Origin of the sequence: Thermogemmatispora carboxidivorans (assembly GCF_000702505.1) — a bacterium.
Classification (GTDB): domain Bacteria; phylum Chloroflexota; class Ktedonobacteria; order Ktedonobacterales; family Ktedonobacteraceae; genus Thermogemmatispora; species Thermogemmatispora carboxidivorans.
On record NZ_JNIM01000001.1, the window covers coordinates 3,938,199 to 3,963,136 of the forward strand.

Annotated in this window: 23 protein-coding genes and 1 tRNA gene; 20 read left to right on the plus strand and 4 right to left on the minus strand. The window is 58.9% G+C overall.

Annotation, left to right across the window (positions count from 1 at the left end; all coding sequences use genetic code 11):
• Positions 1 to 3: 3 nt before the first annotated feature.
• Positions 4 to 1,203: a beta propeller repeat protein gene (locus tag N688_RS15430; RefSeq protein ID WP_052890113.1), complete on the minus strand. Its 1,200-nt coding sequence runs from the start codon at positions 1,201 to 1,203 to the stop codon at positions 4 to 6.
• A 619-nt stretch (positions 1,204 to 1,822) separates the two neighbouring features.
• On the opposite strand from N688_RS15430, the gene N688_RS15435 reads away from it, so the two are divergent.
• From N688_RS15435 to N688_RS24020, 16 genes are all read left to right on the plus strand, one after another.
• Positions 1,823 to 3,229, plus strand: a complete 1,407-nt coding sequence (locus N688_RS15435; protein ID WP_052890114.1) for a flavin monoamine oxidase family protein — start codon at positions 1,823 to 1,825, stop codon at positions 3,227 to 3,229.
• Between the two features lie 900 nt (positions 3,230 to 4,129).
• Complete coding sequence (locus N688_RS15445; protein ID WP_052890116.1) at positions 4,130 to 4,438, plus strand: zinc-ribbon domain-containing protein; 309 nt, start codon at positions 4,130 to 4,132, stop codon at positions 4,436 to 4,438.
• A gap of 506 nt (positions 4,439 to 4,944) precedes the next feature.
• Positions 4,945 to 5,982 (plus strand): ABC transporter substrate-binding protein, encoded by a 1,038-nt coding sequence (locus N688_RS15450; protein ID WP_052890117.1) that lies wholly within the window; start codon positions 4,945 to 4,947, stop codon positions 5,980 to 5,982.
• A 1-nt stretch (position 5,983) separates the two neighbouring features.
• A complete protein-coding gene (locus N688_RS15455) occupies positions 5,984 to 7,510 on the plus strand; it encodes a sugar ABC transporter ATP-binding protein (RefSeq protein WP_202901936.1) in 1,527 nt (508 codons plus the stop codon).
• A 119-nt stretch (positions 7,511 to 7,629) separates the two neighbouring features.
• Positions 7,630 to 8,682: an ABC transporter permease gene (locus N688_RS15460; RefSeq protein ID WP_052890118.1), complete on the plus strand. Its 1,053-nt coding sequence runs from the start codon at positions 7,630 to 7,632 to the stop codon at positions 8,680 to 8,682.
• Between the two features lie 52 nt (positions 8,683 to 8,734).
• Positions 8,735 to 9,298, plus strand: a complete 564-nt coding sequence (locus N688_RS15465; RefSeq protein ID WP_052891523.1) for a glucose-6-phosphate isomerase family protein — start codon at positions 8,735 to 8,737, stop codon at positions 9,296 to 9,298.
• Positions 9,299 to 9,380: 82 nt separating this feature from the next.
• Positions 9,381 to 10,325 (plus strand): phosphotriesterase family protein, encoded by a 945-nt coding sequence (locus N688_RS15470; protein WP_052890119.1) that lies wholly within the window; start codon positions 9,381 to 9,383, stop codon positions 10,323 to 10,325.
• The gene (locus tag N688_RS15475; RefSeq protein WP_052890120.1) at positions 10,306 to 11,298 is read left to right on the plus strand and encodes a phosphoglycerate dehydrogenase; all 993 of its coding nucleotides are present in this window, start codon (positions 10,306 to 10,308) and stop codon (positions 11,296 to 11,298) included. Before N688_RS15470 ends, N688_RS15475 begins: the two co-directional genes overlap by 20 nt.
• Positions 11,295 to 11,945, plus strand: a complete 651-nt coding sequence (locus N688_RS15480; protein WP_052890121.1) for a bifunctional 4-hydroxy-2-oxoglutarate aldolase/2-dehydro-3-deoxy-phosphogluconate aldolase — start codon at positions 11,295 to 11,297, stop codon at positions 11,943 to 11,945. The genes N688_RS15475 and N688_RS15480 overlap by 4 nt, the downstream gene beginning before the upstream one ends.
• Before the next feature lie 15 nt (positions 11,946 to 11,960).
• Entirely contained in the window at positions 11,961 to 12,902 is a 942-nt protein-coding gene (locus N688_RS15485) for a hypothetical protein (RefSeq protein ID WP_052890122.1), read from the plus strand.
• An 86-nt stretch (positions 12,903 to 12,988) separates the two neighbouring features.
• Positions 12,989 to 14,521 carry a xylulokinase gene (xylB, locus tag N688_RS15490; protein ID WP_052890123.1) on the plus strand — a complete coding sequence of 511 codons (1,533 nt, stop codon included), beginning with the start codon at positions 12,989 to 12,991 and terminating at the stop codon, positions 14,519 to 14,521.
• 74 nt (positions 14,522 to 14,595) lie between these two features.
• Positions 14,596 to 15,375: a GntR family transcriptional regulator gene (locus tag N688_RS15495; protein WP_081838897.1), complete on the plus strand. Its 780-nt coding sequence runs from the start codon at positions 14,596 to 14,598 to the stop codon at positions 15,373 to 15,375.
• A 211-nt stretch (positions 15,376 to 15,586) separates the two neighbouring features.
• Positions 15,587 to 15,712, plus strand: coding sequence for a hypothetical protein (locus N688_RS23800; protein ID WP_272945042.1), 126 nt, complete (start codon positions 15,587 to 15,589; stop codon positions 15,710 to 15,712).
• A gap of 347 nt (positions 15,713 to 16,059) precedes the next feature.
• On the plus strand, positions 16,060 to 16,365 hold the full coding sequence (locus N688_RS22895; RefSeq protein WP_156025448.1) for a hypothetical protein: 306 nt from the start codon (positions 16,060 to 16,062) through the stop codon (positions 16,363 to 16,365).
• A 94-nt stretch (positions 16,366 to 16,459) separates the two neighbouring features.
• Entirely contained in the window at positions 16,460 to 17,674 is a 1,215-nt protein-coding gene (locus tag N688_RS15500) for a DNA polymerase III subunit beta (RefSeq protein ID WP_052890124.1), read from the plus strand.
• Between the two features lie 595 nt (positions 17,675 to 18,269).
• Positions 18,270 to 19,832, plus strand: coding sequence for a recombinase family protein (locus tag N688_RS24020; RefSeq protein WP_420341019.1), 1,563 nt, complete (start codon positions 18,270 to 18,272; stop codon positions 19,830 to 19,832).
• On the opposite strand, the gene N688_RS15515 is transcribed toward N688_RS24020, so the two are convergent.
• Together N688_RS15515 and N688_RS23230 are read right to left on the minus strand one after the other, a co-directional pair.
• Positions 19,794 to 19,867 (minus strand) — tRNA-Asp (locus N688_RS15515). The genes N688_RS24020 and N688_RS15515 overlap by 39 nt on opposite strands.
• A gap of 1,028 nt (positions 19,868 to 20,895) precedes the next feature.
• Positions 20,896 to 21,123, minus strand: coding sequence for a hypothetical protein (locus N688_RS23230; protein ID WP_162179573.1), 228 nt, complete (start codon positions 21,121 to 21,123; stop codon positions 20,896 to 20,898).
• 49 nt (positions 21,124 to 21,172) lie between these two features.
• Between N688_RS23230 and N688_RS15530 the strand changes: the two genes are divergently transcribed.
• From N688_RS15530 to N688_RS15540, 3 genes are read left to right on the plus strand one after another with little or no spacing between them, the layout of a single operon-like run.
• A complete protein-coding gene (locus N688_RS15530; protein WP_052890129.1) occupies positions 21,173 to 21,724 on the plus strand; it encodes a transposase in 552 nt (183 codons plus the stop codon).
• A gap of 44 nt (positions 21,725 to 21,768) precedes the next feature.
• Positions 21,769 to 22,086, plus strand: a complete 318-nt coding sequence (locus N688_RS15535; protein ID WP_052890130.1) for a hypothetical protein — start codon at positions 21,769 to 21,771, stop codon at positions 22,084 to 22,086.
• Positions 22,037 to 22,291, plus strand: coding sequence for a hypothetical protein (locus N688_RS15540; protein ID WP_052890131.1), 255 nt, complete (start codon positions 22,037 to 22,039; stop codon positions 22,289 to 22,291). The genes N688_RS15535 and N688_RS15540 overlap by 50 nt, the downstream gene beginning before the upstream one ends.
• A gap of 295 nt (positions 22,292 to 22,586) precedes the next feature.
• Here the strand turns inward: N688_RS15540 and N688_RS15545 are convergent, their stop codons facing one another.
• Entirely contained in the window at positions 22,587 to 23,471 is an 885-nt protein-coding gene (locus tag N688_RS15545) for an NmrA family NAD(P)-binding protein (protein WP_052890132.1), read from the minus strand.
• A gap of 344 nt (positions 23,472 to 23,815) precedes the next feature.
• Here N688_RS15545 and N688_RS15550 point away from each other — a divergent pair, with 344 nt between their 5' ends.
• A complete protein-coding gene (locus tag N688_RS15550; protein ID WP_052890133.1) occupies positions 23,816 to 24,412 on the plus strand; it encodes a TetR/AcrR family transcriptional regulator in 597 nt (198 codons plus the stop codon).
• The last annotated feature ends 526 nt before the right edge of the window (positions 24,413 to 24,938 follow it).

The following is a 24,938-nucleotide window of genomic DNA, read 5'->3' on the forward strand; positions in this document are numbered from 1 at the left end:
GTGTTAGCCGCAGTTGGTCAACACCGTACCGTGCAGACCAACGACCCAGACCTGCTTCGTATTGGGCACAGCGGCAGCGCCGAGGAGCATATGCTGACGGCCATCGGCAGCATTGGGAGCCTGGATCAGGTTCCAATGGGCGCCATCCCAGTTTTCGAGCAGGGCACTGAAGTGGCTGCCACTGAAGGCTCCGCCCACGGCCCAGACATTGCCCGGGGAGACCGCCGCGACGCCGGTCAGATAGCTGGCAAAGGCATTGGGCGCATCGGAGCTGGGGACGACGCTCCACTGCGAGCCATTCCAGTGCTCAACCAGCGTTTTGGCCTGCATCCCGTTGAGTAGAGATCCCTGAAAGGTGGAACCCACCACCCAGACGTTATCGGGCGCCAGGGCGGTCACGCCGCTGAGCATGGCCATCTGAGTTGAGGGACCCTGGCCACTGACCGCCTTCCAGCTGTTGCCGTCCCAGTGGACGATGACCCCGGAGCCCATCGAACTCATGTTCAGATTGACTCCGTAGCCCTGGAAGTTGTAGTTGACCTTGAGGCTGGTTCCGACCGCCCAGATGTCGTGTGCGCTGCTAGCGGCAATGGCGAGCAGGGAATCGCCCTGGCCGGCCAGATTGGCTTGCAGGGCCACGCTCCAGCTCTTGCCGTCCCAATGCTCGATCAGAGCCTGGCTGTTCGAGGTGCCAACCGCCCAGACATCATTGTGCGCCAGTGCCACAACGCCGTTGAGCTGGCCAGTGCCAACGGCATCGCTCACGATGCTCCAGCTCTTGCCATCCCAGTGTTCGACCAGGGTGTGATTCGGCGTATTGGTGGTGCTGCCCACAGCCCAAATATCGTCGGGTGCACTCCCCGAGATGCTCTTGAGCAAGGCTGGCTCACTCGGGGCTGGGCTGGGAACGATGCTCCAGGCTTTGCCGTTCCAGTGCTGAATGAGCGGCACCGATCCCTGGCTACCAACGATCCAGGCGTTGTCTGGGGCAAAGGCTGTAACGCCTACTAAGGCCCCTTCGGCAGCGTCAGGGACACGACGCCAGGCCCCGCAGGTGAGCGCGGGCGCCTTCGAGGCCGCTGCTACCGTTGACGTCAGGTGGGCTGTGCCCTCGCCCGCTCGCGAGATCAAGAGCGTGACCAGGGCCATCAGCGCGCAGGAGAGCAGAACCGCTCCAGAACGTTTGAGCATTCCACCCAACATAGTCTACACCATCCCTTTCCACGTCTTCCTTGACAAACAGCAAACCAGCAGCCTCCTACTGCTGTAGCCACTCTTTCTGGCTGCTCACCTGCTCCTCCCGCAGAGCGCCGTTTCTGGCATGGCCGTCTGCCACCAGTATGGGGCCAATGAGTCACCACACCGACCATCCTCGGTGCCCGAGAGGCGGCTTGGCCCGGCGGCTCCGAGCCTGTCCCAGCTCGCCGCTGCCGCTTCCGCTCGCCCATCGGGGCAATGCGTGGTCCGGGAGACAGGTGTGCAGCCTTGAGCGTTTATTTGGTTCTTCTGAAGAAGCTACGGCCAATAGAGCAAGTTCATCTTCTTATCTCTATCAGGCCGTCTTCTTCATGATACAGTGTAGCAAAGATGAAGAAGAGGTCTTTCTCTCGATATCTCCTCATAGCAAAAAAGTTATAGCCTTTGGTGCATATACCTATTTTCGTATGGCAATGATTAGATTGGGTCTGGTCATCTGGCGGTTCTGGTGCGCGGGGGCAAGCTTTCCCAGTGGTCTTCAGCCGGTGGCGCTCTGTGATAGAGTAATACAACAAACGCTACACAGACCTCTGCCATCAGCAGAGATCGCTGCTGGAGCACTCTCATGCCACGCATTGCAATCGTTGGAGCCGGTATCGCTGGCCTGGTGGCCGCTCTTACTCTGCAGGAGGCGGGCCTCTCCTGCTCTCTTTACGAGGCTTCTGACCGTATCGGTGGGCGTATTCGCTCCGATGGGCATACCTGGCGATCCGGGGCAGTCAGTGAAGGCTGCGGGGAATTCATCGACGCTGATCACGAGCTGATGCACCAATTGATCCGGCGCTTCGGCCTCACGACGATCAGTCTCGATCGAGGCCGGGCCCCCAGACTGCTCTATTTTTTCAACCGCTACTATCGCGAAGATGCACTCACGGAGCCGCTGCAAGCTGTTGCCGCCTTGCTGCAAGAGCAGCTGCAGGAGATTGGCCCGGTGACCACCTATAGGCAGTATACGGCTGCCGGCTACCGCTTCGACCATCTGAGCGTTTACGACTGGATCGAGCGCTTTGTGGCGGATGGCCATCGTTCTCCTGTTGGCCGTCTGCTTGATATTATGTGTAACGGCTATTATGGCCTGGATAGCAGCGAGCAGAGCGCACTTAATTTAATTTATATGTTTGCCCCTCGTGATCTGGCTCGGGGTTCTACCAGCGGTGGGCCGCAGCTAGAGAGCTGTAAGATTCGGGGAGGGAACGAGCAGCTGGTGCAGGCCATCGCGCGTAGCCTTCCCGAGGGAAGCGTCCATTTGCAGCACCGACTGGCAGCTATCGAGCGGCGGCATGGGCGGGAGGTTGTTTTGACCTTTGTCACTCCTGCGGGACCGCTGGAGGTGGACTGCGAGCATGTGCTTTTAACGCTGCCCTTCAGTACGCTCAGGCAGGTCGATTATCGCCGGGCTGATTTCAGTCCACTCAAGCAGCAGGCGATCGCCGAGCTGGGCTATGGCACAGTTTCTAAGCTCTTTCTGGAGTTCGACCAGCCGTACTGGTACCAGGAAGGTCCCTGGCCCCATCCTCACAATGGCTTCATTATCACCGACCTGGAGCTTCAAACCCTCTGGGATGTCTCGTATGGCCAGGGGGTCACGGGCGGACTGCTGCTCTCTTACAGAAGCGGCAGTCGAGGGGCTGCCCTGGTCTCTCCCACTCCTTATGCGACCTCGCTTGACTCGGAGGTGGTGCGGCAAGTCGCCGCCTCTTGCCTCCAGCAGTTAGAGCGCCTCATTCCCGGCATCAGCGCCCACTACATAGGGAGGGCTGCCTTGAGCTATTCAACGGGTGATCCCTATCTCCTCGGAAGCTACTCCTGCTGGCGCGTTGGACAATATACGCTCTTCAGTGGATACGAGGGAGTGCCCGAGGGGCCGATCCATTTTGCGGGAGAGCATTGCTCGGTCGACTTTCAGGGCTTCATGGAGGGCGCGGCCCGTGAGGGAATGCGCGCGGCCCGCGAGATCATCGCAGACTACTAGGAGAAGCAAAACGGCTGTCTGTTGATAGCGGATAGCCAGGCTATAGGATCTTTGCCTGCCCGGGGAAGGGAGAGCCGAGCGCCTGGTGAGGTAGCTCAGCCCGTCTTAGCCCCGGGCCTCTAGTTGCGTCGGACAAGAGCGCGAGCTGTTCCTTTTCCTGATTGCACCCCCAAGTAGGTCCCCCGCTCGCCAATCAGCCATTTCCGGTTTCCTTCTCTCAAGCAAGAATGAACCTTGTGAAGAGTTCGCCTCTCTCTTCTCGATCTATGCCGTATCCATTACTTGATTCTTATCCATCATGGAGCAAGAGCGAGATAGGGCAGCCATCGCAGCAGATTGTAGCGTCAATAGACCCAAAGAATCGAGGCGATATCTTGTCTGGCTACCTGGCAACATGGTTTCCATAAGCAGAGGGAGGCGCCAGACCTCTCGTCAGTATCTGGGAGCATGGGCGCCACACTATCACCTTGCGTCAGCAAGATGTCCGCCCTCTTTGACCCGATTGCCAATGCTAGCCAGCTCACGGACATCAGAATCTGCAATACCTCGTTGAGGGGAATATACCGGCTGCTGAACAATGACACCCGTCAAAAGGACTTTCCATCGTCGTATCCATATATAGAACTGCAGATATTATCTGCCATAGCGATGGGGAGATCAGCAGTTTGGCCATTCATACTTACTGGGGCATGTGAGCTGAACTACGTAACGCTCAGCTATAACAGGTATGCATCAGACGTAGTGGTGAAGGTTCGCATGGGTAGCGTCTCACAGGTGCTATTGGCGCACAGCCATGCTCTGCTCTGTCTGATGTGGTACCATGCTATGGTGCTAGAAAGTCTATTCTTTCACGCTTAACCTGTAGAGGAACATGTTCGGTACAGGGAGGTTCAAGCCAGCATGTATGTCATTGTCTATGGCTATCGCACCAAGCAGTGGCGGATGGGACAGATTTCCGCGCCGTGCCAGCGCTGTCAGCGTACAGTCCAGCAGCAAGTGGTACGCTCACAGCGCAAGTTTACGCTCTTCTGGATTCCTCTCTTTCCTATTGGCACTAAAACGTTTCTGGTGTGTCCTTTCTGCGGTAATCAGGCCCGCATCGATAATAAGCAGGCTGACGCCTGGTTTAGGCAGCCTGCTCCTCCGGGAACACCGGGCATGCCAGGGGTCCCTCCGCAGCCTGGCCAGGCCCAACAGCCTGGGCAATAGCCGCCGTCCAGCTATCCTCTGCTGCCAGACAATCCTCCAGTGGAAAAAGGTGGTCGGCGAGGATAGCAACGAGCAGGTTCCTTCCTTCTTGGTCAGTGATTGATGGCCACCGGCATTAGCGCACAGCGATCAACTGCCCTATAGAAGGAATACTTCGTTACAAAAAAGAGAAGGGACCTGAACAGGTCCCTTCTCTTTTTTGTAAGAGGTTATCGATTTCTTCAAGAACACGTTCGTATGTTCCCGCTTTGCCTCGCACAAGCATTGACAAGGGTGAGCTGGCATGGTATAGTTACTATCATCCTATCATGATAGGATGATAGTAGTACAATATATTTGTTGCGGGCTGCGCTCGGAGAGCCAGGCCGGCAGTCTTGCCTGTGCTTACTTCGCCCACAAGTAAGTCGGTGCCGGTATGTCTTCACGCCGGAGTGCCTTCAGCCTTACATGTTCGCACCAACGCAGGTGCAAAAGCTGTGTCCTTTACAAGGAAGAAGGAGTTTAGCATGTCCAGGCTCTTCAAGACAAGCTTTACCCTCCCCGTTGTGATCTTCATTGTACTTGCCACCCTCATCGTCGGGGTGGTAGGTGGTCGTATTTTCGCAGCTCCTGCAAGCCAGGCCAGTGGCAACGTGCCGGCCTCTGGCCAAAAGATTGACGTTATCGTCAAAGCGACCGACTCGGCTTTCTGGCAGGCGATGCTCGCAGGCGCACAGGCTGCTGGTAAGGACTGGGGGCTTCAGGTTGGACTATTCGGCGCCACCTCAGAGACAGACGTCGCCGATCAGGTGCGGCTTGTTGAAAATTCGATCTCGCGCGGCGTGAATGGCATCGTCATCGCCGCCTCCTCTTCGCAGGCGCTCAATAGTGTGATCGACCGTGCGCGCAGCCAGCATATCAAAGTCATTACTGTCGATAACCCAGTGACGACGACCACCGATGGTTTTATTGGCACCGATAATGTAAAGGCAGGGGCGCAGGCAGCTGACCGGCTTGGTGAGCTGCTGGCCCAAAGGGGCATCAAATCTGGCAAGGTGTTGCTAGAGTCATCGGTTGCAGGCGTCCAGGTGCTCATTGACCGCGACAGGGGGTTCCAGGAAGAGCTGGCCGCCCATTACCCTGGTCTGAAGATTATTGACCACCTTTATAACAACAACGATGCTCCGACGGCCCTATCGCAGGTGAATGACGTGATCACGGCCAATCCGGATCTCGTCGGCATCTTTGCAGACAACAATGTCTCAGGAGATGGCGCTGCTCTAGCCATTCAGGAGAACAAGGCGCAGAGCCGTATCAGTCTCGTTGCATTTGACACAGACCCCCAGGAGGTCGACGCGCTGAAGAACGGCAGTCTGCAAGCGCTAGTGGTGCAGAATCCGTTCTTCTTTGGTTACCAGAGCGTGGTTGAAGCAGCAATGAGCATCCAGGGCCGCTTTCCGCCCGCGAAGCTGGACCCGGGTGCGCTCCTGGTCGACAAAAACAACATGAATGATCCGGCTGTCCAGAAGCTGCTGAATCCTCCGACCGCCAAGGGAGAAAACTAGCATGGAACCCCGCCTGCTGTCGGTTCCGGTTATTCAACTCATAGGTATTTCGAAAGCGTTCGGGCCGGTTCAAGCTCTGCGCGATGTCTCTCTTGACTTGCGTCGTGGCGAAGTCCACTGTCTTGCGGGGGAGAATGGGGCAGGCAAGTCAACGCTGATCCGCATACTGACCGGAGCAGTTCACCGCGACAGGGGCGAATACTATCTAGATGGCCGAGCACTCGGCCATCTAGATCCGGCGCAAATGCGGGCGCTTGGCATCGGCGTTGTCTATCAGGAGCTTAGCCTTCTGCCCGATCTATCGGTACAGGAAAACCTGCTGATGGGCCGCCTCCCAAACACCGCTGGCATTCTGCAGCCACGAGCACTACGAGAGCAGGCGACGCGCATGCTCGCACGGATCGGCCTGGCCTCGCTCGATCCCCAAACCCCAGTCTCGGCGCTGCCACTTGCGACGCGACAGATGGTCGAGATTGCCAAGGTGTTCGGAGCGAATGCCCGTCTGATTATCTTCGACGAGCCGACGACGGCTCTGGCCGAGGACGAAGTTCGACGTTTGCTCCAGCTCATCAGGCAGTTGAGAAGCGAAGGTATGGCGATTCTTTACGTCACCCATCGCCTCGAAGAGATCTTTGAGATCGGAGATCGTATCACGGTTCTGCGCGACGGCCAGGTGGTGGCCAGCAAACCTGTGCACGCCTTCGATCGGGAGAGCCTGATCGGGGCAATGGTAGGACGTCAGATCGAGTCCCTTTATCCCGGGCGACAGGAGCCACAACGAGGGAGGGTGGTGCTCTCGGTGCGGGGACTCCGCCTTCGAGGAAGCCCTTATGCCATCGATCTGACGGTCCATGCCGGCGAGATCCTCGGCATCGGCGGCCTGGTAGGCTCTGGTCGCACCTCGCTGTTGCGCGCGATTTTCGGGGCCGATCCCGTCGCTGCTGGAGAAATCAGTATTGATGGGAAACCACTGCGCTCCGGCTCTCCTCATCAGGCTGTCAAGGCTGGTCTGGGGCTGCTTTCCGAGGACCGCAAAGAGCTCGGCCTTCTGATCGACCTGTCTATTCGTGAGAATGTGACAATCGCGAAGCTGCCCGCTTTCGCTCGCTTCGGCATCGTCTCACGCCGCAAAGAGCAAGCTGTGCTCAACCGACTGCTGCCGAGCTTGCGTGTAAAGTTCCACACCACCGATCAGCCGGTCTCTTCGCTCTCGGGTGGTAACCAGCAGAAGGTGCTGCTGGCACGTTGGCTGGCAACCCATGCGAAGGTGCTGCTGCTGGATGAGCCAACGAAGGGGATCGACGTAGGGGCCAAGGCCGATATCTATGCACTGATCGGAGATCTGGCAGCTCAAGGACTGGGTATCGTGGTCGTGTCGTCATACCTACCCGAATTGCTCGGCCTCTGCGATCGCGTGGTCGTTGTGCACGATAGGGGCATTACCGGAGAGTTGTCCACCAAAGAAGCAACCGAGGAAGCAGTTATACGTCTGGCCAGCGAGACGCCGGTCGCTGCCCGCCGCCAGTAGGTGCCGTAGGCTGCAAGCGGATTGCAAGAACGAGGAGTGCTCAGATGCGCCCGCGTGCTTTCAGTGTCCTCGCTGAACCAGCCAGGTTTCGTGGACGAGCACAAAAGAAGGAGAGTCATATGGCATCGAAGCCGAGTACTCCACACGCACATACCAATGCATCGGAGGAGAGAGAGTCAGGTCAGCCGCTTGCCGAGAACCCACAGCCCCAGACCATCGGTTTTGGCACGGTTGTCAAACGCGAAATCGGTGGAGTCCTGGTCATACTGGTGCTCGCCGCCGCTCTGACTCTAACGACAAGCACGTTTCTGACGCCAACCAATCTCGCGAATCTGGTCCGCCAGGTGACTGTCTTTGCGGTGCTTGCGGTTGGGCAGTTATTTGTCATCCTCACCTCGGGCATCGATTTGTCCGTCGGCTCCATCCTGGGTCTGAGCGGTGCAGTGACGGCGCTGCTGCTGGTGGCTGGGATGCCGGTGCCTCTGGCTGTGCTCATCGGCCTGGTCGCCGGGTTGGCCAGCGGCTTCGTTAATGGGCTACTGGTGGCTTTTACCAAGCTCCCCCCTTTCATCGCAACGCTGGGGATGCTCGGGATTACACGCGGGCTGGTCCTGCTGATGACCGATGCTGAGACGATCTCTCCGCTGCCCGAGAGTTTCAATGCGATCGCCAATGGATCGCTCCTAGGCTTGCCCAATCTTCTGTGGATTCTTGTCCTGGCGGGCATCATAGCGACTTTTGTGCTGAGCAAGACGGTCTTTGGTCGCTATGTCTACGCCGTAGGCTCCAACCAGGAATCGGCACGCCTGGCCGGGGTGCCGGTGCATGCAGTGCTAATCGCCGTCTATAGCATCAGCGGGCTTCTGGCCGGATTCGCCGGCATATTGACCGCCTCGCGGCTGGGTGCCGGTATTCCTACTGCCGGGGATGGCTATGAGCTGCAGGCGATCGCTGGGGCGGTCATCGGGGGCGCCAGTCTCTCGGGAGCCAAAGGTCGAGCTGTGGGGGCAATCCTGGGCGCCTTCATCATGGGGATGCTGGATAACGGCGGCAATCTGCTCGGGGTCAATTCCTTCTATCAGCAGATCGCCATCGGCGCTTTAATCCTGCTGGCTGTCTACTTCGATCGCTTGCAAGGACGCAGATTCAATCTGGAAGGGCGCGCCTCCTAGAAGAGAGGTAGATGTAGATGAAAGGAGCAGTAAGGCATTGAAGCCAACCTTGATGGATCCATTCTCACTGACGCTCGATATCACCTCTGGCCAGCTGAAGCCTGCAACCAGCCACGTGCAGCGTCGCCTCTCGCACATGCGCGGGATGTACGGCGATGCTGTAGCTGAGCAGACCCTCCTGGAGCAGGACGATCCTTTGATCTATGAGGTATTCCAGTACGATGTGCCTAATGACAACGGCCAACTGCTTGTCTGCACAACAGTGCTCTATCCCGGTCAGGTCGGCAATGAGTATTACATGACAAAGGGGCACTATCATGTGAAGGCAGATGCGGCTGAGGTCTACCTGGTCCTGAGCGGATGCGGGAAGCTGCTGATGCAGGTGGATGATCGCTTCAGCGTGCTCGACATTGGCCCGGGAACTGTCGCCTATGTGCCTCCATATTGGGCCCATCGCACAGTGAATACCGGAAGGACGCCGTGCGTCTTCCTGGCAGTCTATCCAGCCGATGCCGGACACGACTATGGCCGCATTGAACGCGACGGCTTTTTGCAACGTGTCGTTGCCCATGCTGGAGAGCCGAGGCTCATCTCTACCCATAAGCAGGCATCCTAGACACCTGTTCGCTAACGGGAAAGCCAGGGTGCGAGATACCTATCGCTTGCTTGCTGGCTTTCCCCAGAGGGAGAAGCGGAAGATGATGACGTCTATTCAAACCCTCGGTGGTCCGCATCCTGCTAGGAGTATTGCTGTTGCTGATGCCCATGCTCACCTCTGGCTCCAGTCTGAGGTGGATGGCAATCCAGTCCTCCACGATGAGGAGCTGGCTCTGGCCGAACTGGCCGATTTTGCCTCGGTAGGTGGAAGCTTGGTTGTGGACTGCCAGCCCGGAGGGGCGGGACGCGATGAGCGCGTGTTGATGCGCCTCGCTCAGGCTTCTACGGTTGCGATTGTGGCAGCGACGGGTTTTCATCTTCCGCGCTATTACCCTCCTGGAAAAGGTGTCTGGTCCCTGAGCGAGCAGGAGGCTTTCGACTTTTTTGCGCGTGAACTCGCTTCCGGCATGGACCTGACTCCCGGCGTGCGGGCTGGAGTTGTCAAGTGTGCTTGGACTGGCAAGAGCAGTCACGAGATGGGGCTGATGCAGGCGGCGCTGACGGCAGCCCGACAGCTCGATGCCGGAGTCGTGGTCCATACCGAAGCCGGGGCGAGAGTGGAGCAACTCATCCGTGTGATTGAGGCCTGCGGCGTTTCTCCGGGACGGGTACAGATTTCGCATATTGACAAGCGTCCCGAGTATAGCCTGCACCGTGACCTGGCCCGCGCTGGCTATGTCTTGGGCTATGATACCTTCCTGCGCCCGAAGTATGATCCAGAGCGGCGTGTCTGGCCAATGTTGCTCCGCATGGTCCAGGAGGGGCTATGGACGCAGATCACACTGGGTCTTGACTTAGTTGATAGCTCACAGTGGTACGTGCGGGGCGGACCTGGCTTGCGTACTATTGCAAAGCAATTGCTGCCCCGGCTGCATCAGGCGGGTGTCAGCGACACAGCCCTGCAAGCTCTTGGCGGAGGCAATATAGCCCGGTTACTAGCAAGACGACATGGAAGGGACAGACATCATGAGGAGGCGCCTGAATAGTACGGTCCTGGTAACATCGCGTTCCTTTGGGGTTGACGATGCTAGCTTGCGGGAGGATCTTGAGGCAGCAGTCAAAGAGGTCCGCTATAACCCCTATGGGCGTGCTCTGACGCTGGAGGAGCTACGTAGGGCGGTTGGTGACGTCGATGGCATCATCGCCGGCTCGGAGAAAATTGATGCCAGTGTGTTCGCGGCTGCCCCGCGTCTGCGTGTGATCGCACGCTACGGAGTGGGTGTAGATAATATCGACCTGGCTGCAGCCAGGGAGCATGGCGTTGTCGTCACGAACGCACCTGGAGCCAATGCCGAGGCTGTGGCGGAACTCACCATCGGTTTTCTTTTTGCGCTATCGCGCTCTCTGAGCAGGATCGATCGGGCTGTTCACGCGGGCCAGTGGCCATCGCTCCAGGGTCACGAGGTTGGGGGCAAAGTTGTCGGGCTGCTGGGGCTGGGACGGATCGGCCAGGGGGTTGCACGGCGAGCCTTGGCCTTGGGTTGCACCGTCATGGCATACGATCCTTGCATTAACCAGGCTTTCGTTGACAACTACAAGGTCCACGTTGCCCCCCTCAATGAGGTTGTTGCGCAGGCGCATTTCCTCTCGCTGCATCTGCCTCTCACTGCAGAGACGCGGGGCCTTGTCGATCGCAGCTTGTTGGAGCGTATGCGTCCAGGTAGCTATCTCATCAATACAGCTCGGGGCGAGCTGCTGGTCGAAGAAGATCTGCTGTGGGCGCTTGAGAGTGGTCCTCTCCGTGGCGCAGCGCTGGACACGCTATGCGATGAGCCACCGCCCGCGGATCATCCTTTTCTAGGGCGCGAGGACATTATTCTGACATCGCATGTGGGAGCACATACTACTGAAGCAGCGAGGGCTGTGGGGCGCATCGCCCTGAGCGAGCTGCTGGCCGTTCTCTCTGGCCAAGCGCCACGTTTTGCCGTCTCACTTTCATCTGAAGTACATACACCATGAATAGACAAGGAGAAATATTCGCACGACTCGCCCAGGCCGCGCTCATTGCGGTCGTACGCGCGGAACAGCCTGAGCATGCCGTTCGTGTCACCGGAGCTCTGCTGGCGGGCGGCATCCAGGCCGTTGAATTGACTTTTACTACTCCGGGCGCGGCGGAAGCGCTGGCAGCGGCACGCCAAACCTATGGCGATGCCGTGTTACTCGGCGCCGGAACTATCCGTGAGCCTGCCCAGGTTACAGCTTCGGTACAGGCGGGAGTGGATTTCCTGGTCTCGGCCCATCTGCGTGCCGATCTATTGCAGGCCATGCTGGCAACTGGCCTGCCAGCCCTCCCTGGCGTTTTTACGCCAAGCGAGGTTGCCCAGGCGCTTGAAGCCGGCGCAGAGGTTGTCAAGCTCTTTCCAGCATCGACAGCCGGTCCAGGCCACCTGCGCGCGCTGCGTGGACCGTTCCCTGGACTGCAGGTTGTTCCCACAGGCGGCATCGACATCGAGGATCTGCCTCGCTGGTTTGCTGTCGGTGCGCTGGCTATAGGCGTAGGGAGCGAGCTTGTACCGCGTTCTCTGATGCAAGAAGGTCGCTGGGATGAGATTACGAGCCGGGCCATGCGCTTTGCCGCGGCTGCTCGTAGTGCTCGTGCCCAATGAGGTGAGAAATACTGGATGACTCGTTTTTTTACCTTTATCGGCGTCACAACCAGGCAATCGTCTATTATGCGTATCTTTCCTCGCTGGCGCGATTTGTTGGGCCTTGGCCAGGACGTGGAAATGGTCGGCTGGGATTTGCCTATCAATGCCTCGCCTGAGCAGTACCGTAGGGCGGTTGCAGAGCTTAAGGCTGATCCCAATAATCTCGGTGCCCTGGTCACAACGCATAAGATCAATCTCTATCAAGCGGCTTGCGATCTCTTCGATGAGGTTGACGAGTACGCCAGACTGCTGACCGAGATCTCTTGCCTGGCCAAACGCGATGGCAAGTTGCTCGGCTGGGCAAAGGACCCGATCACCGCTGGCCAGGCTCTTGATGATATTCTTGGGGTAGGATATTTTGCTCGGACACAGGGCCACGTGCTCATTTTCGGAGCTGGTGGCGCTGGCGTGGCGATCGCGTTGCACCTGCTGACGCGCCCTGATCGGGCCGATCGCCCAGTACAGCTCATCATCCTGGAGCGCAGAGCGACTAACCTTGCGCGCCTACGTGCCTTGCAACAACACGTTGCGCCAACGGCCTCCGTCACCTATGTGCAGAATGGCAACCCGCGCGTCGGCGATGCACACCTCTCGGCGCTACCGCCGGGCTCAGTCATCATTAACGCGACGGGGATGGGCAAAGATCTCCCTGGCTCGCCCGTTACCGACGCGGCACAGTTTCCGGAGCGAAGCGTTGTTTGGGAGCTCAACTATCGCGGATCGCTGGATTTTCTGCATCAGGCACAGGCGCAGAGCGATGGTCGTCTTGTGCGGGTCGTTGACGGCTGGAGGTACTTTATTTACGGCTGGTCTGCAGTTATCGAAGAGGTTTTCAATCGCCCCATCACAGTAGATGAGTTGGCGCTGCTTGAGCGCGAGGCTGCATTTGCCCGTCCATCTCCGTCTCTGCGTTGAAGAGGCATCGTGATGGTCGTGATACTGTCCTGGCAAGCCAGAAGGGGTGCTATGAGCAGCATTTCTATGCGACGAGGAGGATTTGCATGCGCTACATTCTCGCCCATGATGTAGGGACCACTGGTAATAAGGCCACTCTTTACAATGAAGAGGGCGTTCAGGTGGGGATGACCTTTAGCCCTTATGCTACTGCCTATCCGCAGGTCGGGTGGGCGGAGCAGAACCCCCAGGACTGGTGGCGGTCGCTGTGCCACTCCACACGGCAATTGCTGTATGAGTCGGGTGTCGCAGCGGAAGAGGTCAGCGTTGTGGCCTTCAGCGGTCAGATGATGGGGGTTGTCCCTGTCGATAGCCGGGGGCGTCCGGTCCATAACGCCATTATCTGGGCGGACTTGCGCGCTGTGGCCCAGGTTGAGCGCGTTGCCACACGCATCGATCCACAGCGCGTCTATACGCTGACTGGCCATCGTCTCAGCGCCTCATACTCGGCGGGTAAGATGCTCTGGCTCAAAGACGTTGAGCCAGAGGTCTACAGGCAGACATATAAATTTCTGCAGGCCAAGGATTTCTTGGCAGCTCGCCTGACTGGGCAGTTCGTCACTGACCCTTCCGATGCCTCTGGCACTAACCTTTATAATCTTGAGCGCGGCGAGTGGGATGGAGAGCTGCTGGATGCCTTCGGGATCGAGCAGGAGAGATTGCCTGCTATCTATCGCTCCACCGATGTCATCGGCGAAGTACAGTCAGCCGCGGCGGAGGAGCTAGGATTACGCGCCGGGACACCGGTCGTAATCGGTGGTGGGGACGGCTCATGTGCTGCCACAGGGGCTGGTGTCATCCGTCCGGGCATTGCCTACAATTATATCGGTTCCTCATCCTGGATCGGCATTGCTACTGAGAAGCCGATCCTCGACCCACAGATGCGTACGTTTACCTGGGCCCACCTTGTTCCCGGCATGTTTACCCCTACTGGAACTATGCAGGCTGCGGGCAGTTCTTATCAGTGGGCGCGTGACGAGCTGGCCCAGAGTGAGAGAGAGGTTGCTGAACAGCTTGGGATCTCTGCTTACGAGCTGATGAACCAGGAAGTGCAGCAGTCACCGCCGGGGGCGAACGGCTTGCTTTTCCTCCCATATTTGCTTGGTGAGCGCAGCCCTCGCTGGAACCCAAACGCGCGTGGCGCCTTCGTCGGGCTGACCATTCGGCACCGTCAGGCAGACTTGTTACGCGCCGTGCTGGAAGGCATCACCTTTAATCTGCGTGTCATCCTTGAGGCCTTTACACGACAAGGCGCCCAGAGCGAGGCGATGCGCGTGATCGGAGGCGGAGCTCGTAGTGCTGTATGGAACCAAATTATGGCGGATGTCTTTGGAATCCCGGTTCTGCGCTTGACGCAGCTGGAAGGGGCCACTTCGATGGGCGCTGCTATCGCCGGGGGTGTCGGTGTTGGTATCTGGCAGGATTTTTCCCAAGTGGACCATATGGTAAGCGTCGCCAGGGAGACCCATCCCAATCAGGAGCGATACCGCTTCTACAGCAAGCAGTACGAGATCTTCAACGCTATCTACGATGCTCTGGAGGATGCCTCGATCTTTGATCGCCTGGCTGCTCTGCCGTGAGTAGCCCAGTCATTGAAGGGCATGCTTACCTGTGGTAAGATGTTGATAACAATGCGAGGGAAGGTCTGGAGCTTATGCAGCAGGTCAAGGAAGGTGTTGTGATCTTCGATACGGATGTCATCGTGCGCGACAGTCCAGTTCCATATTACTATCAGCTTGCTCGTTATATTGAGCGCAAGATCAAATCACGCGAGTGGTTACCACACCAGCTCTTACCCAGCGAGCAGGAGATCTGTACTCGCCTCGATGTCAGCCGTACTGTCGTTCGCCAGGCTATGGACTACCTGGTGAAGGAAGGCCTCGTCGTCAAACAGAACGGGAAGAGGAGTAGTATTGCTGGACCTAAGTACTCCGGTGACCTGATGCAAAATTTGCGAGGCTTCTATGAGGACGCCATTGCCAAGGGCAAGGTGCTCTCTACTCGTGTACTCGATCTGAAAGTGATCGGGGCTAGTGGAGACGTCGCGGAGGCGCTACGCCTCGATGAGGGTACTCCTGTTATTATGCTCAAGCGTTTGCGCTTCCTCGATGGAGAGCCAACCGTACTGGTCACCACCTACCTGCCTGAACATCTGTGCCCCTCGCTCATCCATGAAGATTTCACTAGGCAGTCGCTCTACACTCTCCTCTCTGAGCGTTACCATCTGGAGATCGCCGAGGCAGTGCGCACCATCGAAGCGGTGAGTGCGACACAGCAGGAAGCCAGGTTGCTTGGCATCGTCCCGGGAAGTCCGTTGCTTCTGCTCAAAAGCGTCGGCTTCTTAAGGAACGGACTTCCCCTCGAATACTATATTGCCCGGCACCGCGGCGATCGGAGCAAGTTCCAGGTGCATCTGATAGAACCTGCTAGGTGATGCAAGCTTCGTTCGAGAAACATGGTGAGAAGAGGTCCTTGAGCCGAGTTGCACGGCAACCTGGGTTGTAATCCTTCCTCGATCTGCCATGTCTCGAGAATGGTCATGGCGATACTCCGGAAACTCTAACGCTAGCACGCTCGAATCAGCACGAGCGGCTTTGCTCAAGTAGACGAGGTAAGTTGCGCTCGATTAGCCTCGGACGTTCTGCATGCAAGTAGGCCCCTCAAAGCTAGGTCTGGAAGAAGCGGAGCAGCACATTGAGCGCATCTTTGCGCGCCTGGACCGCGTGGAGCTGCGTTTAGAGACGCTCAGTGGTGAGACTGTCCAGGACTAGGGGTGGTCATCCTCCTTTGCCCCGGTGCCCGAGTACCACCCTGCTACCTTACGCTGGCGCAACCCTGTCGCTCGCTGGCGGGTGCCTGTTTCTCGCTCTTCTTTTCTCTTTCCTCTTTTCCAAAACCACCCGGGATACTCTGTTCGTTCCTCTCAGTTTTCCATGACTCGGAACAAAGGGGCGCAGGTCTGCCGTGGCTTTAAAGCAACCATTTCCTGCCTCGCTAGATCGCAAGCCAGTCCCGCCTGTTTTAGCAACCGCATAGCCATCGCTCGTCGTTCTTCCCCCGAAGCCAGCTCCCAGAACTTCCCCAAGTGGGGAAGTTGCGGCCTGCCTCGAGGAGAGAGATGACACGGCATAGCTCCCCACCTCCCCTGTCACGGGCCCTGCTCCCCGTGGGCTACGGCGCCTCATGGCATCGTGTCCTCATCGACCAGGCGCTGACAGGACTCCCTGCGGCGCTCCTGGTAGAGGTGGGCTGGTCATCGCGCTCGCGCCTTCCCGGGTGGGGAGGCACGGCCCTGCGCCGGCGCTACGGCACGCGCTACCTGCCCCTGGGGCACCTGTTAGGGAATATGACCTACCGGGAGCCGGGGCAGATCCGCACCGCCGCCAGATCTGCGAGGCCGTCCAGGCCGCCGATCCCACGGTGATGGTCTGGCAGCCGGAGCAGGTGCTGCCCTGGCTGGAGGGCCGGCCACGACCGGAGGAGACCATACCACATTGTCCCGAGAGAAAGGAGAGCTAATGCACCTCAGCATTCCTGTCCAGGCCTGTCTCCGTGCCCTGACCCTGGCGCAGGCTCGAAGTGGACGCTGGGCGCAGCACGTGTGCCTGACTGCTGGCCCCGACGGCGTCCAACTGGAAAGTTCCGATGGCCTCCTCGCCCTGTGTGTGCATCTTCCCGAGGCACACATCTGGGAGGAAGGCCAGATCCTGCTTCCTTCCCGGCAGCTGCAAGCGGCGCTGCGACCGTATGCTCTCGCCTCGGGGCAGTCTGTGGAAATCCGCGAGTCCCTGGGCGGGGTCACGCTTCTGATCGCAGACATGCGCGTGAAGCTCACCGGAGAGGACCCGACGCCTTTTCCCGGGATGGCGAGGCACCTCGCCATCCCGCGTTCCTGGAGGGCAACGGTCAGCGCTCCAGCCTTGCGGAGCGGGCAGCACCAGGTGCTCTTTGCGGCAGCCAAAGAGAGGGCCTGTCCTGCGTTTCAAGGAGTCCTGTGTCAGTTCGACGTGCCCGCGCCGGGGCAGCTCACCCTGGTAACGTGTGACCAGTTTCGGATGGCCATCCACACGATCCATTCCCCTGCCGTGAACGTCGACCAGGACGCCGGGCAGTGCCCCCAGGACGAGGGCGAGCCAGACGGGCAGGCGGCGGGGCCGCAGCTTCTGATTCCGGCCACGTCCCTGGCAGCCCTGCAGCGACTGCTGCCCCGTCGGAGAACGGTCACCATCGGGGCCTGGCCTCACGGGGTCCTCTTCCAGATCGAGCAGCTGGAACTCTTCTCCTGCCTGTTGCCGGAGACCTTCCCGGACTACCGGGCGGCACTGCCGCGGACCGCGGACATGCGTGCCCGGCTGGAGGTGGAACCGTTCCTGAGACAGCTCCAGGCCGCCAGAGCGTTTGCCCGCGAGCGAGCCAATGGCGTCTGGCTCCGGTTCTGCAGCGCGGCTGGCGGAGCACAGCAGCAGGGCCAGGTGAGCATCATGGTGGGCCGGCCTGCCGCCTCGGGGGAAGGGGAAGTCGACTATACCAGCACCCTGGAGACCACGGTAGAAGGGGCAGACCTCGCCCTGCTGCTCAATAGCGAGTATCTGCTGGAGGGACTCAAGCGCCTGCCACCCACAGCGGTGGTGGACATCACCGGAACCGTCCCCTTTCGCCCGCTGGTCCTCACCTGGTGTGCCCCTAGCAGTACCCTGACCTCCCTGGTGATGCCGATGGTCCAGGATCGGTAGAGGGAGGGACCTGCTGGGGACAGCCGCCGTCTGCCCGACAGGTCCAGTGACAGGTGATCCGCCGGGCGCGGGCATGTGCTCCGTCAGCAGGAGCGTTCCCCCTGGCCTCAGCGGGGCAGCAGGAGCCGCCGCTGCGCCCTTCCTGCTCCTCTTCCGAGGAAGGGGCCTGAGCTGGTCCTCTGGTTCTTCCGCTCAACCCCGCGCTTCCCGCCTGGTTCCCGTGCCGTTCCCAGGGATCACCGTGAGTGATCCCTGGGTCTTCCTCTGCCTTCCCACTCCTTTCCGCCTATCATGGACTATTGTTGCTCTGAGACAAGGAATGATCGCTTCTTCTGAAGGAGAAGATGTATGGACCATCCGACGCATGAGCAGTATAATTCCCAAGAAGAACCTCTTCCCCCAGAGGTCCTCGCCTTTTGTCGACTGGTCGCTCGGATTATTCGACGTGCTTTACAGGATCAATTACTCGACGCAGAAAGAGGGTGCCCCGCAGGACTGTCGGTCTCCTCTCTGCAGGGAGAGAAGCCGGGGCAGCAGAAGTGAGCGCAGGGGGTGAACGGTGACTTCACCAGAGTCAGGTCTTGTCGCCGGCTACGTGCGCCGTTCCAGCGAAATGCAGAAAGACAACTATAGTCTCGAGGCCCAGAAGCGGGCCATTCGCGAGGCGGCGAAGCTGCACGGATTACCAGAGCCGGTCTTCTATGAGGACGACGAGCGTAGTGCGCGGGGAGAACACATTGCGAAACGTCCAGCTTTTAAGCGGCTCCTCGAGGACGTCCAGGCAAAGCGTATCCGGGTCGTGATCGTCCATACCCTGGACCGATGGTCCAGGAACGTGATGGTGACCTTGCAGAGCTTTCGCATTCTCTCCCAGGCAGGCACTGCGTTCCTTTCCCTTTCGGAGCACATCGATTATTCCTCTCCAGAAGGACAATTGCAGCTGACGATTCTCGCGGCCTTTGCGGCTTACTTTTCGGACAGCCTGGCAAGGCACACGAGCAAAGGGAAAAGGGAGCAGGCTGTCCAGGGACTGCATAACGGCGATATTCCTTTTGGATATCGCTCGGGAGGGCCAAAATCGCCGCTAGAGATTGACCCAGACAAATATCCAGGCGTCCGCTTGATAGGCGAGTTACGCATGCAGGGAAAGACTGCCGAGGAAATTGCTACTGCCTTGAACGCGGCTGGCTACCGTACCAGCAGCAAGCGGTTTGGAGATCGACTCTTCACGAAGGATACGATTAATGCTATGTTACGGAACGAATTCTATGCGGCCTTTGCTCCCGGCGATGATCGGGGGACCATCCGCTACAAGGGGCAGCGGTTTCGAGGCCAGCATCCGGCGATCTTCACGTATGATGAGTGGCAACACATCCGTGCTCTCTCAAAATCCTTGTGCCACGTCCAAACCCGCACGGTTGTCGTCCGGAAGATCTACCCATTTGCGGGATACATTGCTTGCATTCATTGCGGCCTGACGCTGCGCTGTGATACGGGGAACACGCCTGCCAATCGGCGAAATTACTACCGGGACGCAGCCAAAACGCGCCGTATTCCTTGCTCCACCAGCGGCAACTTGATGGTGCGCACCAACCTGGTAGAGGAGCAGTTTGGCCACCTGCTCAAGCGTCTCCAGTTGCCTGAACACTGGCGTGAGCACATCCGCCAGGAAATGATGGCCCAGGCGGCATCAGGAACCACGTCTGAGGCAGTTGAGCGGGAGAAGGAGCGACTGCTGCTCAAGAAGGCGCGTACGCTCAAGGTGTATTGCGAGGGGTTTATTGATGAGAAGGAATTTCAGGCCGAAATGGCCGCAACAGAGCTGGCACTCAGGAAACTGGAGGTCCCCGAAGTCAACGGGGTGACGCTCGCAGAAGTGACCCAGGCGGGTGAACATCTGCCCGAGATGGCAGCCCTGTGGGAGATGGCCACGCCCGAGGAGAAACGGGAGATGGTGACGATGTTGCTGGAGCCAGGGGGACTGTACTACGATCTGGAGAATAAGATGATTGCGGCGCTGAAACCCCGTCCAGCCTTTCTGCCCATCTTGCGCATGCTGGACGGGGTGACTGAGTACGAGGAAACCAGGGGGCTGCTGTTGACAGCACACTGGTGCGAGCGGAACCGACGGGATTCGAACCCGCGATCTCCTGCGTGACAGGCAGGCGTGTTAGGCCACTACACTACGGCTCCCCAACCAGCGAGGCTGAGTCTCTTCAGCCTCGCTCGTGGCAGTTGCTATCATACCAGAAGAGAGGGCAGTCTGTCAAGCATCTCTTTTGCGCTTCCTGACCCGCTGGCTTCATGAAGCAACACTCCCGCCAACATGGCAAGGACCAGTAACGCCAAACAACGAGGCCAGAGAAGGATTTTTACTACCCTAGTCGATGGAGGTCACAACAGTCAGGCATGCGCTGCTATCCTATCCTGCCTGGAACGCATTTGTATGCTAGATATCTCCAAAAACATGATAACAGCAGAGCAAAAGAACAGACGCCGAATCTTGCTTACCTCACCTCGTCTCGGCGTGTCACGCAGCAGTCTGTGAAGAACGGTGGCGAGAGCGGAACCGACGGGCTTCGACCCCTCTGTCGACACTATCCAGGCTCCATCAGTACATTGAGACCTGCAGCAGTGAGACTTCGGAAGACCAGGCTGCACCGGCACCTGCCAGGCACCGCTGGAGCGATGCCGCCCGCCTTGCCCGCTTCCATATCCCTCTCTCCGAGTGGCCCCATGTGCTGGCCCTCCTGAAGCAAGGGGTCTCCCTGCGCCAAGTCGCAGCGCAGTTCGGCGTCTCCTACGAAAGTGCGCGGCGCGTGCAACGTGCCTGGCATGAGTTGCAACAGAAGGGATCTTTCTTGTGGCCTCGTCAGAGCTGATCTGGCTAGGTCCAGCGCAGTACCCAGCGAATCAGAAGCGAAGCCAGGAATCACCAGCCCCAGGAGCACCAGCGAACCAGCATAGGCTTCATGGATCTGATACGCATAAGGACTCAGGGTAAAGGTGAAGATGCGGAGCGGCAAGGCATCTATTGGCAGCGTTCGATCCGTGTCCAGCGATAGACTCCCAAAAGCGGTCATCAGTAACAGGAGTCCTGTTCAGGAGAACAGCGTACGGATTCTTCCTCGCCCTGAGCAGGAAGGGACAGCCTCCTCTGATCGCACTGTGCTGCTCTCTCTGTGGTACGAAGCGAGCTGCTCGCTGCGACAGGGAATCAGTCAAGTGATGCGCTGCAGCAGCAAGGCCCGCCGCTCTTCTTCTGAGAGCGGGGCATACTCGCCGCTTCTGGCCTGATAGAGAGCGATCTCCCGCCTGGCTGCAGCGAGCCTCTCCTCGGGAACCGGATTCCTCCAGAGCGCAGCGCTCACCAGCAGGGCCACAGCGATGAGGGAAGCACTGATCTCAATCCAGAGTGGGGGAGCAAAGAAGAGCCAGACCAGGAACACGAGAAAGACCCCCCAAAAGAACCACAACAGCAAACTGAATCCGAACTGGATGATCTCTTCTTACGGCAAAGGAAGGCCGTCATCCTCTGGAGGACCTGCTGGTGGCCGCCATTCCCGCCCACTCCTGTTAGGCTACCGCGTCCATACTCTGCTCTGTCGTGGGACCGGCTTGCCGCTCCTGTTTCTGCCCTCACCCGCCAATGTCCACGATGCGCCCCTGGCCCGCCCATTGCTCGCCTGGACGGTACGCCTCTTCCAGGTGCGCTCCCGCGTGATCCATTTGGATGCTGGCTTCTGGGGCCTGAAACTGATCGCCTGGATTCACACCGTCCTGGGCACCCGCGCCGTCCTGCCGTGGAACCCCAAACGCCAGAAACGGCGGAATGGTCTGCCTCCCACCTGGATCGCCGAGGAGCCAGGCAAGCGCACCTCCATCGAACGTTTCTTTGGACGTACCTTCATCTGTTTTCGGTTACAACGTCCTCCCGTCTTTGGCTGGTCGGCGGTGGCCATGCGGGTAGCCCCGACGGATGCGGCCCTCGGGGTAATCGCCTTGGCGGTCTGGCAAGCAGGCCGTTTGGAAGATCATTGTGGGGTATAGGGCCTTGTCGGCCTTGCTTTATAGGAGATTTCCTTAAAGCCCTGGTGACCATCGGCGTCAGCGGCGCGACGGACCCGCGCACCTGGACGCTGACCGGCCAGGCACTAGCCCATCCCTGGTTGGTCGGTGGCATCATCGTCTTTGCAGGGCTGCTTACCTTCGCGGCGTTTCGCGCCGACGTGACGAAGCGCCGCACGGCAGAAGAAGCCGCACGGCGCAAGCGCAAGGCCGAGGCGCAGGCCGAGCGGGAGCGTGCCCACCTTCCCTACGTGGTCAAGCGGGTGGAAACGCTGGACCCTGGCGCGCAGCCTGATGCGCCGCAAAGATGCCGCCGCGCTGATTGGCACAGGTATTGCTTTTAACCTGCGCCCGCTGGGTAATCTGCGGACCAACCAGGAGCAGGCGGTGGCCTGTTTCCGCGCGGCGCTGGAGGTGTACACCCACCAGCAGATGCCGTTTGAATGGGCATCAACCCAATACAATCTGGCACTTACCTATCTGGACCTTGGGGAAGCCCTGGCAGCATGGGACCAGCAGGCGACATGCACTGCTCTGCGCAAGGGCTAGCAATGCGTGACATTGGCCTTGCAGGTCTTCACTCACGAGCATCTTCCAGCGTATCATCGGCAAGCCAGAGAAGTAGGAAAGCTGGTAGAAGCAGCCATGCAAGAGCTTGACTGTGAAGCCTGAAAAAGCGCGAGCCTCGCGCCACCTGGCCGCATGCTCACAGACCAGTGCCCTGCTTCCCCTGAAGCGGTTGCAGACAGCACCTGCGCTCCCACAGGCAGCTATCCAACTCCTTGAGACGCAGCTGCCTCAGTCGAGGTGCTTCGTTTGTTGTTCCTTTCGTTTGTAATGGTGCTCAGGCCAGGATGGCTGGCTTGAGCACTTCCTCACACCACTGGCGGAAGCTCGTGGGAGTGGTGGATTCGGGGGTACGCGGCTCGGCGGTGGCGAGTCCCTGATCGTAGGCCGCCATCATATCGACCAGGGCCTGCGCCATAGCCTCGGACCTCCCATATCTGATCAGCGTGGCCTTCAGGGCTGAACCTGTGATCTGCTGGTAGCGCACTGGCCTGCCCAACACCTGGGACATGATCTGCGCCATGTCGTTGTAGGAGAGATCCTCGGGACCGAGCACCGGGCGACTGGCGACTCCGCTCCAGGTGCGATCGAGCAGGAGCCCGGCGGCAATGGTGGCAATATCGCGGGTGGCGCAGATTGGCTGCTTGAGGTCCCCAGATACCATGTCGAAGAACACGCCCTGGTGCTTAATCGACTCGACTTGACGGAGCAGATTCTCCATGAAAGGGGCCATTGCCAGAGCTCGGTAACTGACCCCCGTGCTGGCGATCAGGTCGTCCATCGCCAGCGATGCCGTGACATTGCCAGCCTTTCCGGACACAGCTGCTCCACGACCGAAGGCCGAGACGCCAACCACCCGCTTGACTCCCTGGCTCTTGAAGGCGTCGCACGCTGGTCGGCTGAAGCCCACATAGGCGGCCTCAACGCTCTCGGCCTGGGGGTCCGGGGGCACAAGCCAGAACACGCTGTCTGCTCCTGCGAACGCCCTGGTAACCACGTCGAGGTCACCATGCGATCCCTGCACGATTTCGACCCGCTCACGCTCGCGCGGGGACAGACGAGAGGGATCGCGCACGATCACACGGATCTGCTCGGAGCTTCTGAGCAGATTGTTCAGTACTTGATGGCCGATCAGGCCAGTGGGAGTTGTAATGACGATCATGAAAACCACCTCCAGGAGAGAGATCGCGTAATGACTCTTGGTTGCATTGAGATAGCCCTTCCTCCATCTTTGTGTGCTCTCGCTGCGGCAAACATGCCCTGCCGGGACAGGTGCCCTGCATCTGATGGCCACCACATCTAGCAAGTGAACAGAAAGATGTCGGATAGACAACAGTGTTATCTAACTAACACTTTCGTGTATACTACACAGGAGGAATAGTAAGCTGGCTCTAAACAGGAAGCAATCAGCAAACCAGCCTGATCGTTGTGTAGACAACATGGGGAGGCAATTGTTGCTTTTCACAAGGGGGAGGATGAGGACATTTCCAGGGGAAGGAGGGAACAATGACCACACCGGCGAATGAGAACGATCCACGGGTCAAACGGACTCGTCAGTTGTTGCTGCAAGCGTTCATCTCATTGCTTGAAGAGGGACGCACCATTCACTCTATCCGGGTCGCAGACATCACAGAGCGCGCAACGGTTAACCGGGCCACCTTTTATGCTCACTTTGAAGATAAATATGCTCTCTTAGAGGTCTGGATGCGCGAGAAGTTTCACCATGCGTTAGAGAGCCAGCTTCCCGCCACATCCACCCTACAGATGAGCACCTTGCGCCAGCTTCTTCTCGCCGTGTTCGATTTTCTGGCCCTCTGGCAGTATCACCTCAAGCCAGCCGATAGGCAGTTTGTGCCGTTCTTCGAGGTCGCTTTGCAGCAAGAACTCCAGGGGGTCTTTGTGCGCTGGCTGAACCAGGTCCCCTCGTTGGTGCCCATTGGCCGGGAAACAGTAGAAACCACGGCGCAGGTCATCAGTTGGGCCATCTTCGGTCCCGCAGTGCAGTGGAGCCGGGGAGACCGGACCATTGCGAAAGATGTGATGGCCCAGCACGTTTTGGCCGTCGTGATTGCTGGCTTGTCACCGATTGTCTCTGTTACTTGACTGACGCCCTGGCACTACTTTGTTAGTTTCTCCTGGGACGGAAGAACTCGATCTGCTGGGTGTGAATCAACCAGCAGACGAGATCCTGGAAGAGCCAGAAGGAGCACCTGCCGATGCACCCCAGGCAGCGAGTTTCTCCTGCCGCAGGGGGAAAATACCTCACCGGAAGGAAGAGCGAGACGAGAGCGCCTGAGAAAACGGTAGGCCAGCATGACCGGGGCCAGATGCCGGTGTAAGCCGTTCCAAGGAAGTGATCGAAGCCACATTCTTGTGGTAGGACTCCCTGATCCGGATGTCTGCTCACTCTCCCTGACCGTCCAGGAATGCAGCTTTCCGTCTACTACGCCCCTGCAAGGCACTCCCCTGCCGTGGGCACCGAGCTGCTTGTGCCGGGCTTCCTCCAGCCCGCTTACTGCTGGCGCAAGCAGATCCTCCCACTGACCGAGGCCGGATGGAACGTGCTGACGTGGGCCCCTTCCTGGTCGCTCCAGGGCGGCTAGACGGAGAGCCTGGGTTGCTGGACAGC

Excerpts from the sequence above, each read along its gene's own strand:
- N688_RS15430 (WP_052890113.1), bottom strand. The coding sequence starts at position 1,203 with ATGTTGGGTGGAATGCTCAAACGTTCTGGAGCGGTTCTGCTCTCCTGC.
- N688_RS15435 (WP_052890114.1), top strand. The coding sequence starts at position 1,823 with ATGCCACGCATTGCAATCGTTGGAGCCGGTATCGCTGGCCTGGTGGCC.
- N688_RS15445 (WP_052890116.1), top strand. The coding sequence starts at position 4,130 with ATGTATGTCATTGTCTATGGCTATCGCACCAAGCAGTGGCGGATGGGA.
- N688_RS15450 (WP_052890117.1), top strand. The coding sequence starts at position 4,945 with ATGTCCAGGCTCTTCAAGACAAGCTTTACCCTCCCCGTTGTGATCTTC.
- N688_RS15455 (WP_202901936.1), top strand. The coding sequence starts at position 5,984 with ATGGAACCCCGCCTGCTGTCGGTTCCGGTTATTCAACTCATAGGTATT.
- N688_RS15460 (WP_052890118.1), top strand. The coding sequence starts at position 7,630 with ATGGCATCGAAGCCGAGTACTCCACACGCACATACCAATGCATCGGAG.
- N688_RS15465 (WP_052891523.1), top strand. The coding sequence starts at position 8,735 with ATGGATCCATTCTCACTGACGCTCGATATCACCTCTGGCCAGCTGAAG.
- N688_RS15470 (WP_052890119.1), top strand. The coding sequence starts at position 9,381 with ATGATGACGTCTATTCAAACCCTCGGTGGTCCGCATCCTGCTAGGAGT.
- N688_RS15475 (WP_052890120.1), top strand. The coding sequence starts at position 10,306 with ATGAGGAGGCGCCTGAATAGTACGGTCCTGGTAACATCGCGTTCCTTT.
- N688_RS15480 (WP_052890121.1), top strand. The coding sequence starts at position 11,295 with ATGAATAGACAAGGAGAAATATTCGCACGACTCGCCCAGGCCGCGCTC.
- N688_RS15485 (WP_052890122.1), top strand. The coding sequence starts at position 11,961 with ATGACTCGTTTTTTTACCTTTATCGGCGTCACAACCAGGCAATCGTCT.
- xylB (WP_052890123.1), top strand. The coding sequence starts at position 12,989 with ATGCGCTACATTCTCGCCCATGATGTAGGGACCACTGGTAATAAGGCC.
- N688_RS15495 (WP_081838897.1), top strand. The coding sequence starts at position 14,596 with ATGCAGCAGGTCAAGGAAGGTGTTGTGATCTTCGATACGGATGTCATC.
- N688_RS23800 (WP_272945042.1), top strand. The coding sequence starts at position 15,587 with ATGCAAGTAGGCCCCTCAAAGCTAGGTCTGGAAGAAGCGGAGCAGCAC.
- N688_RS22895 (WP_156025448.1), top strand. The coding sequence starts at position 16,060 with ATGACACGGCATAGCTCCCCACCTCCCCTGTCACGGGCCCTGCTCCCC.
- N688_RS15500 (WP_052890124.1), top strand. The coding sequence starts at position 16,460 with ATGCACCTCAGCATTCCTGTCCAGGCCTGTCTCCGTGCCCTGACCCTG.
- N688_RS15530 (WP_052890129.1), top strand. The coding sequence starts at position 21,173 with ATGATCTCTTCTTACGGCAAAGGAAGGCCGTCATCCTCTGGAGGACCT.
- N688_RS15540 (WP_052890131.1), top strand. The coding sequence starts at position 22,037 with ATGCGCCGCAAAGATGCCGCCGCGCTGATTGGCACAGGTATTGCTTTT.
- N688_RS15545 (WP_052890132.1), bottom strand. The coding sequence starts at position 23,471 with ATGATCGTCATTACAACTCCCACTGGCCTGATCGGCCATCAAGTACTG.
- N688_RS15550 (WP_052890133.1), top strand. The coding sequence starts at position 23,816 with ATGACCACACCGGCGAATGAGAACGATCCACGGGTCAAACGGACTCGT.